General features: G+C 38.8%; 5 protein-coding genes and 1 other RNA gene. All 6 read right to left on the bottom strand.

The window, feature by feature from the left end; genetic code table 11:
* Window positions 1-727: 727 nt before the first annotated feature.
* The 6 genes from KCR01S_RS20855 to smpB all read right to left on the bottom strand — a co-directional run bounded on the left by KCR01S_RS20855 (window position 728) and on the right by smpB (window position 6,841).
* Window positions 728-1,624, bottom strand: a complete 897-nt coding sequence (locus KCR01S_RS20855) for a ParB/RepB/Spo0J family partition protein (protein WP_061284915.1) — start codon at window positions 1,622-1,624, stop codon at window positions 728-730.
* The gene (locus KCR01S_RS20850; RefSeq protein ID WP_000936465.1) at window positions 1,621-2,517 is read right to left on the bottom strand and encodes a ParB/RepB/Spo0J family partition protein; all 897 of its coding nucleotides are present in this window, start codon (window positions 2,515-2,517) and stop codon (window positions 1,621-1,623) included. The genes KCR01S_RS20855 and KCR01S_RS20850 overlap by 4 nt, the downstream gene beginning before the upstream one ends.
* On the bottom strand, window positions 2,507-4,063 hold the full coding sequence (locus KCR01S_RS20845) for a recombinase family protein (RefSeq protein WP_000135615.1): 1,557 nt from the start codon (window positions 4,061-4,063) through the stop codon (window positions 2,507-2,509). The genes KCR01S_RS20850 and KCR01S_RS20845 overlap by 11 nt, the downstream gene beginning before the upstream one ends.
* 282 nt (window positions 4,064-4,345) lie before the next feature.
* Entirely contained in the window at window positions 4,346-5,575 is a 1,230-nt protein-coding gene (locus KCR01S_RS20840; protein ID WP_061284914.1) for an integrase domain-containing protein, read from the bottom strand.
* Between the two features lie 166 nt (window positions 5,576-5,741).
* Window positions 5,742-6,105, bottom strand: a transfer-messenger RNA (tmRNA) gene (gene ssrA / locus KCR01S_RS20835).
* A 253-nt stretch (window positions 6,106-6,358) separates the two neighbouring features.
* On the bottom strand, window positions 6,359-6,841 hold the full coding sequence (gene smpB / locus KCR01S_RS20830; protein WP_061284913.1) for an SsrA-binding protein SmpB: 483 nt from the start codon (window positions 6,839-6,841) through the stop codon (window positions 6,359-6,361).
* Window positions 6,842-6,989 lie beyond the last annotated feature (148 nt).

The following is a 6,989-nucleotide window of genomic DNA, read 5'->3' as shown; positions in this document are numbered from 1 at the left end:
TTAGCCCTTGCTTCTCTTATAATTGGCATTATTCATTCAAGAACAATAGGATCTTCGCTTGTACAAGCGAAGCTATAATAAAAACAATCAATTAATTATTTTAAAAGTATTAAACAAGAACCTATTGACATTCATAAAATACAAGTTATTTATAATGTATGCCATAAATAAAAAGTTTTATGTCATATGTATCCTGCACTATGTGCAGTTAATGTACCACTTGTCCCATAGATGGGAATATTGGAAAGGTTACTTTGTTTTGAAGTAGCCTTTCGTCCTTCAATATTAACGATTACTTATTGCTATTACCAAGTCCAGTCGAATCGAAGAACATCTTTTATCTGAAACGACTCCTAATACCCGGTTAAAGCCACAATATCTCTCGCATACGTAGACCAAAGAAAAATTATGATATTAAATATGTGATTTTTTTTAGTGCTAAGTTGAATAATTAAATACTGGAGAGTTTTCTGTGCACTACCAATTGCTGGTTCATCTGTTCTGCCGCTGATGTTTCTGACGAATCTCCCGGTGACACAGAACTGTCCCTCTCTACCAGCCTTTATTCGACTCAATGTCCGGCTGCTGATACGCAGTTATCCCTTCGTATCAATGACTGACACTTAAACGTAATGCTTTGGTTGCTGGCGTATCTGACAGCTTCTTCGGCGTGAAGGTCGTTGTGTAAGTATACTTCTTGGTTTATTTAGGCTATATAAAACCATGACTATGACTTGCTGTTTTCAGTAAGAGTCTTATCATCCAAAGAATTTATTCTAGAAATTCTTTTTAACTCATTAAGATAATCAACCTCGTTTTCTAAGAACCAATGAAGAACTTTAGAATTGCCAAGTAATTTATTAATATATGACTGGATTATAACGAATTTCAACATATCTGAACCATACTCGGTTTGAAGCTTTTTCGTTTCTTCCGAAGTTGTTGCCATTTCTTGTTCCAGACGAAGTATGGTTTTTTTTATGTCCTTTTTATAGGGAGTGTTTTTCCCTTTATTTACTATCATCGATGCCGGTGTTGCATCCAAGATGCTCATTGCAAATTTTTTACTATAATTATCAAAATTAATCATTGTACCGACTGCTTCAATTTGGCGAATTGGCTTCATTTTCCTCAAAACGTCAAATGTAGCCTTAGGTATAGGTTTATCAGAAAGTTTCGCAATTACACTTGGATCTATGCCGTTCATCACATTCGCTTTATCTTTTATGGCATCAACAGATATGCCCAAAGCAGCACTAAGTTTTTCAATTGATACTTTTGCCAGAGACTTAATTATCATTCTATGTTCTTCAACTACATTTATATGATTCACTTGTTTGTTAGGAGTGAAAGCATCATCTATGCTCGAAAGTATACATGGAGCTTTTTCTATACCTAAGTCTTTTAAAGCCTCAACCCTTAAATGGCCATCAAGTATCTTAGTGACATCTTTATCTTTGTCATAGAATACTATTATTGGTTCAATAATACCTAAGCTTTCGATAGAGGTAACTATTTGATGATATTTATGGCTTCGCTTTACGTTTTCTAATAATTCCTTAGATGGAATTAACTTATTAGTTTCCAGGTAAATAAAATTATCGCCAAAACGTATATGAATCATTTTAATACCTCTTTGTTTACTGGGGTTAATATCTGAGATGGTAGTTCTGAAAGATTCTCTTGTTCAAGTATATGTTGAAAGCTTTTATTCATCATTATGATGTTAAAAATCTCATTTACTATTAGTAGGTTGGTTTTTATGAATTTTGAGTTGTTATAAACAGATTTATGTTCAGCGATACTATTTTCATAAAGCTCAATCAACTCCTCTGCAGTCATCCTTTTTGATGGTTTGTGATAATAAAATCCGGCTGCTTTTGCACCTTTATTCCCAACTGTTCTTTGATTTAGAATGTGTTTTATCTTTATAATGTCCCGACTTTTTATTAATTTTTTATCATATGCTTCGGTAAGAATATCTTGTGCTTCCTCAGTTTCACATCTTGCAAATTGCACTGCGAGATACAGAGGCAAATTACCCCGTTCGACTGCTGAGAGAAGTTTATGCTCTCCCTTATCAAGTAGCATATTAATACTGCTCACCCAGTTCGATGAATATCCAGTAATCTCACTTATTTCGGAGTCTGAAAGTCCTCTGATTTTCATGTCTTTAATCACCTGTAATAACTCATTAGAACGTGGTCTTCTCCTTGCAATGTTTTCAACTAAACTCATAACGTAAGCATCTTCTTCTGATACATCTCTTATAATTGCTGGAATAATAGTTTCACCTAATGCAACGAGAGCCTCTATTCTCCCTTGACCACAAATTAAAGCATATTTGAAATCGCCTTCATCAATAGCTCTTACGCTTATAGGCTTGCTTAATCCTCTTTTTTTTATGCTTTCCTTTATTTCTTCATGCACTACCTTATTTCTTGTTCGTGGGTTAAGAAATTTTATTTTTGCAATCTCAATTTGAATTATTGGGAATTCATTTTTTTCAGGCAGCATATAGTTCCCTCACTTTCATGCGAGTAATAATTTGTAGAAGTTTATCAAGATTATCAAATCTATAGAGATCTAATCGAATGTTGTTTGTTTCCGTCATGCACATTTTATTATATTCGTTTTCAATCTTTGGTATGATATAAAAATCAAGAGGTGAAATATTTTGTGAATTCATTCGTATAACAATTGTTATGTCTGCTTTCTGTGAGTTATCAAACCGGACTTTCCATCTAAGTTTACCTGATTTCATATGTATGCATTTAGTAACAAGGACGGAAATTAAAAACTCATCATTGATGTAAAGCATTGGGGCATATTTATACTCGTCTATATGACAGTTACTTTTTAAAATTTCACCCTTAAAATCCTCAATTATCTCTGAGTAAAATGATCTTAGTGCTTCATTTATTTTGAGATAGCTGTAATCATGTTCTGGCTTATAACCAATCAAAGTATATGCTCTTAAAAGACCACCAAATCGGGTTCTATAAACAGAAGATGAAGGGCCTGTATCATCTTCATCAATGATAAAGCCTGATAGTTTTCCATTAGATTCTAATTTTTGTTTTAGTTTTTCTAATAGATCTTCATTAGTCAAATGAATGGATCGGAGCTGAATTATTTCTTGAGCTTTATTGTATTTTTTCTTTGAAATAATAGGTTTATATGCCTTGTCACATCTAACCCATTCATGTTTGGGGTTTTTTACAAGCCTACTTTTTAATTTAGATGAGGTTTTGTTATATATGTTGTTTCCAATATATTTTTCATTTGTCAAAATTTGATGTATTTTTGCACGAGTCCATAATGTTCCATTTTCTGCAGGTATGTTCTGTTCATTTAATCTCTCAGCAATAATGAATTCTGGGACGTTATTATCTATAAAGAGATCATATATTCTATTTACAATTTTTATTTCATTTTTTGGTCCCGGAATTAATATTACCCTATCTGTTTGAATACTCTTTCTTTTGCGGAAACTCAATATTTCTTTAGCTATGCCATTTTCGTCTACTAAAAGACGTCTCAGCCCATAACCAGCCATACCGCCTTGATGATAACCAAGCTTTATTAAATTTACTTGCCCTATAAATACCTTTTCAGATAAATTCCTGCTGTGATATGCAGCACTAGATCTTTTTATATTCAGTATAACAGAGGACTCTAAAGGGAAATCTTTAGTGGGTATAGGTTCGGAACAATATATAAGATCTACACCATTTCTCTCAAATAGAAAGGAATAATATGCCGCTTCATCACTATTTTGAAAACGACCAAAACGGCTCACATCATAAAATAATACAGCCTGTATATCTATTTTCTTTTGTTCTACATCGCTAAGTAACTGCTGCAAAGAATGCCTGCCTACGATACTGACTCCGCTCTTACCTGCATCATCGTAGGTATAAGCGATTTCCATATTGTTCTTTTCAGCATAATCTTTGATATATTCGGACTGATTATGTAAAGAATATTGCTGATGGTCGGTAGACATCCTCAAGTACTGCGCGACCCTAACTCTATGATTTTTGTCATTTTCGCTAGCCATGCACGAAACCTCATGGATGATTCAATACAATGTAGAGGATAAAATTGATCAAATTTTAACCGAATTCAACTGTTTTATCATTAGTTAGAGCGAATTTGGTATATCTTCGAGGTGTATGATAATCGAGAAGAGATGTGAATTATTTAGCTGATATGACCGACAGCTTTCGTTATGTGGACTCAATGTCCCCATTTGTAAATGGCTATGCTTAGTCCACATAGGTTAATGGTGTGATTATTAATTCTTTAACTAAATCAAGATAGTTAATCCATCATGGGAGAGTTATGCGGCAATAACTTTGCATTTTTGAGACGAAACATAGTCACTCCACCATTGCATGAGAACCACCCGTTCAGTGAGATACTCTGCACGATTGTAGGCTGCAATTATTTCATCTTTCTTCGAGTGGGCAAGGGCGGCTTCTAAGACATCAGTCCTAAACTTGCCAGACTCCTCAGCAGCCGTTCTAGCAATGGATCGCATACCGTGAGCTACAAGCTCACCTCCGAAACCCATACGGATTATGGCCGCATTAGCTGTTTGTTCATGCATGTGATTGAGTGGAGCTTTGATACTGGGGAACACCCACTCTCTATGCCCGCTGATGACTTTCATTAAATCCAAAACTCGCAAAGCTTCTTTGCTCAGTGGAACTTTGTGAGGCTTCTTCATTTTCATAAACTCCGCCGGGATGTTCCACATGCCAGTTTCAATATCAATATCTGACCATCTTGTGCGAACAGCTTCACCTGGGCGAACCCATGTGAGAAGTTGCCACTCAATCAGTAGCCTTGTTTCCAAACGGATAGAAGCATTGTTTAGAGCAACCAAGAAGCGAGGGAGTTCGGAAGGGGGTAATGCTGGCATATTCTGTTTTTTTGGCTTGCTGAACCGTTGCCCCAGGTTGTCTGCCGGGTTGAATTCTATGAGTTCTTCTGTTGCTGCATAGCGGAAAATTTCATTCAGGCGGGATATGATGCGGCGAAGTGTTTCAAGGACACCTCGTTTTTCTATGGGTTCTAAATGCTGTTTAAGCATTTTAGGGCGAATCTCCTTAATTGGGGTATCACCCAATGTGGAAAAGATATTTCTCTCTAGGCTTCGCCAGATGTCGTTAGCATGATCTTGGGAGATGCCTGACGTTTTGACTTTCTCATCAAGCCACTTCTTGGCTACTGCTTGAAATGTATGTTCCGTGGCATCTTTCAGTGCATTGGCTTTTTGGTTGTTATGAACTTGGGGGTCTATACCATTTGTAAGCAACGACAAGTATTCATCACGTAAAGCTCGTGCCTTCGCAAGTGTAAGGTGAGGATAGGTTCCTAAGCTCACCTTAGTTCGCTTTTTGGTCACAGGCACTGCATATCTGAAATACCAATTTTTCTTCCCTCCCTTCACCAGGGGAGCGATTCGCAACAGCAAACCATCGCCGTCAAAAAGGTTAACTTCTTTTTCGGCAGGTTTGGTGCTTTTGATTTCAGTGTCAGTGAGCTTCTTAGCGATTTTGGCCATGTTTGGGACCCTCGATTTTAGGACCCATCTTCGTGGGTCCCATTCAGGGTGCCATAACTCGTAGTTCTCAGCAATTCTCACTAGACTACAATAGACGTAAAAAAGCCCGCAGAGCTTGTGCTGTGCGGGCTTAGTAGACTTTACTGAACTTCAGTACATCAATATTTGGTGGAGCTGGCGGGAGTTGAACCCGCGTCCGAAATTCCTACATCCTTGGCACTACATGCTTAGTCAGTCTTTACATTCGCCTGGCACCTGCGGACAGACACGCCACTACCAAACTAGCCTGATTAGTTTTAACGCTTCAACCCCAGGCAAGGTTTCCACGCGATCTCTTTTGGGTTTGACCTCTCTTTGATCCCCGTCTTAAGAGCGGAAGCTAGGGAGAGAGGGCTCTTAGCAGGTTATTAAGCTGCTAAAGCGTAGTTTTCGTCGTTTGCGACTATTTTTTTGCGGCTTTTTACGAGGCCAACCGCCCCTCGGCATGCACCTTGGGTTTCGCGAATCCCGTCGAATCCAGAATCAGCCCCAATAGTGTTGCAGCAAGTATAACACCTTTGCACCCGGCGGCGCCAGCCCTGCTCGAATAGAAATGATATGGCCTGGAAACTGGAAACGTCTAATAAATAAACGAAATATAGAAAGCTAAGTACGCAGGGGGGCAACTCGGTGATGAAATCGCCGTTGCTTTAACTAAGGTCGTTATGCCGTGTGTTAATTCAGGAGCAAAGAGTGGTAGGAGAAGAGTCGCTTGCCTGCGGAGACAGGCAAGCGCGGAAAGGGTTAGCGTCCCGCATGTTTCATGATACGGGCTTTATCAACCTGCCATTCACGGTCTTTGACGTCGGTACGTTTGTCGTGCTGTTTCTTACCTTTCGCCACGCCGATTTTGACCTTGCACCAGGCGTTCTTCCAATAGAGGGAGAGGGCGACGACGGTGTAACCTTCACGGTTGATGCGGCCGTACAGATTGTCCAGCTCGCGCTGATTCAATAGCAGTTTACGCGTGCGCGTTGGATCGCATACGTAGTGGGTTGAGGCGACGGCCATTGGTGTGAAGTTGGCACCAAACAGGAAGGCTTCGCCATCTTTTAAGATAACGTAGCTGTCACCGATGTTGGCTTTGCCTGCTCGCAGAGATTTTACTTCCCAGCCCTGGAGTGCGAGACCCGCTTCAAACTCTTCTTCGATAAAGTATTCGTGGCGGGCGCGTTTATTCAGCGCAATGGTGGCCGATCCAGGTTTGTGTGCTTTTTTCTTTGTCATAATATCCTGAAGTTATCGCTAATCTGATAAACATAGCCTCAAGCTCCCGCGAGGCGTAATGGCTTATCTTAGCACGATATAGACAGTGTCCGTTTTTTTTAACAGTAGATAAATGATACTATTTGCGTCGTGTTCGATCATGGAAATT

It is taken from the genome of Kluyvera cryocrescens NBRC 102467 (assembly GCF_001571285.1).
GTDB lineage: Bacteria > Pseudomonadota > Gammaproteobacteria > Enterobacterales > Enterobacteriaceae > Kluyvera > Kluyvera cryocrescens.
The sequence above is the reverse complement of the archived record's forward strand: the minus strand, read 5'-3'. Positions and strand labels throughout refer to the sequence as shown.

Coding starts and splice junctions, on each gene's coding strand:
- KCR01S_RS20855 (WP_061284915.1), bottom strand. CDS start 1,624: ATGATTCATATACGTTTTGGCGATAATTTTATTTACCTGGAAACTAAT.
- KCR01S_RS20850 (WP_000936465.1), bottom strand. CDS start 2,517: ATGCTGCCTGAAAAAAATGAATTCCCAATAATTCAAATTGAGATTGCA.
- KCR01S_RS20845 (WP_000135615.1), bottom strand. CDS start 4,063: ATGGCTAGCGAAAATGACAAAAATCATAGAGTTAGGGTCGCGCAGTAC.
- KCR01S_RS20840 (WP_061284914.1), bottom strand. CDS start 5,575: ATGGCCAAAATCGCTAAGAAGCTCACTGACACTGAAATCAAAAGCACC.
- smpB (WP_061284913.1), bottom strand. CDS start 6,841: ATGACAAAGAAAAAAGCACACAAACCTGGATCGGCCACCATTGCGCTG.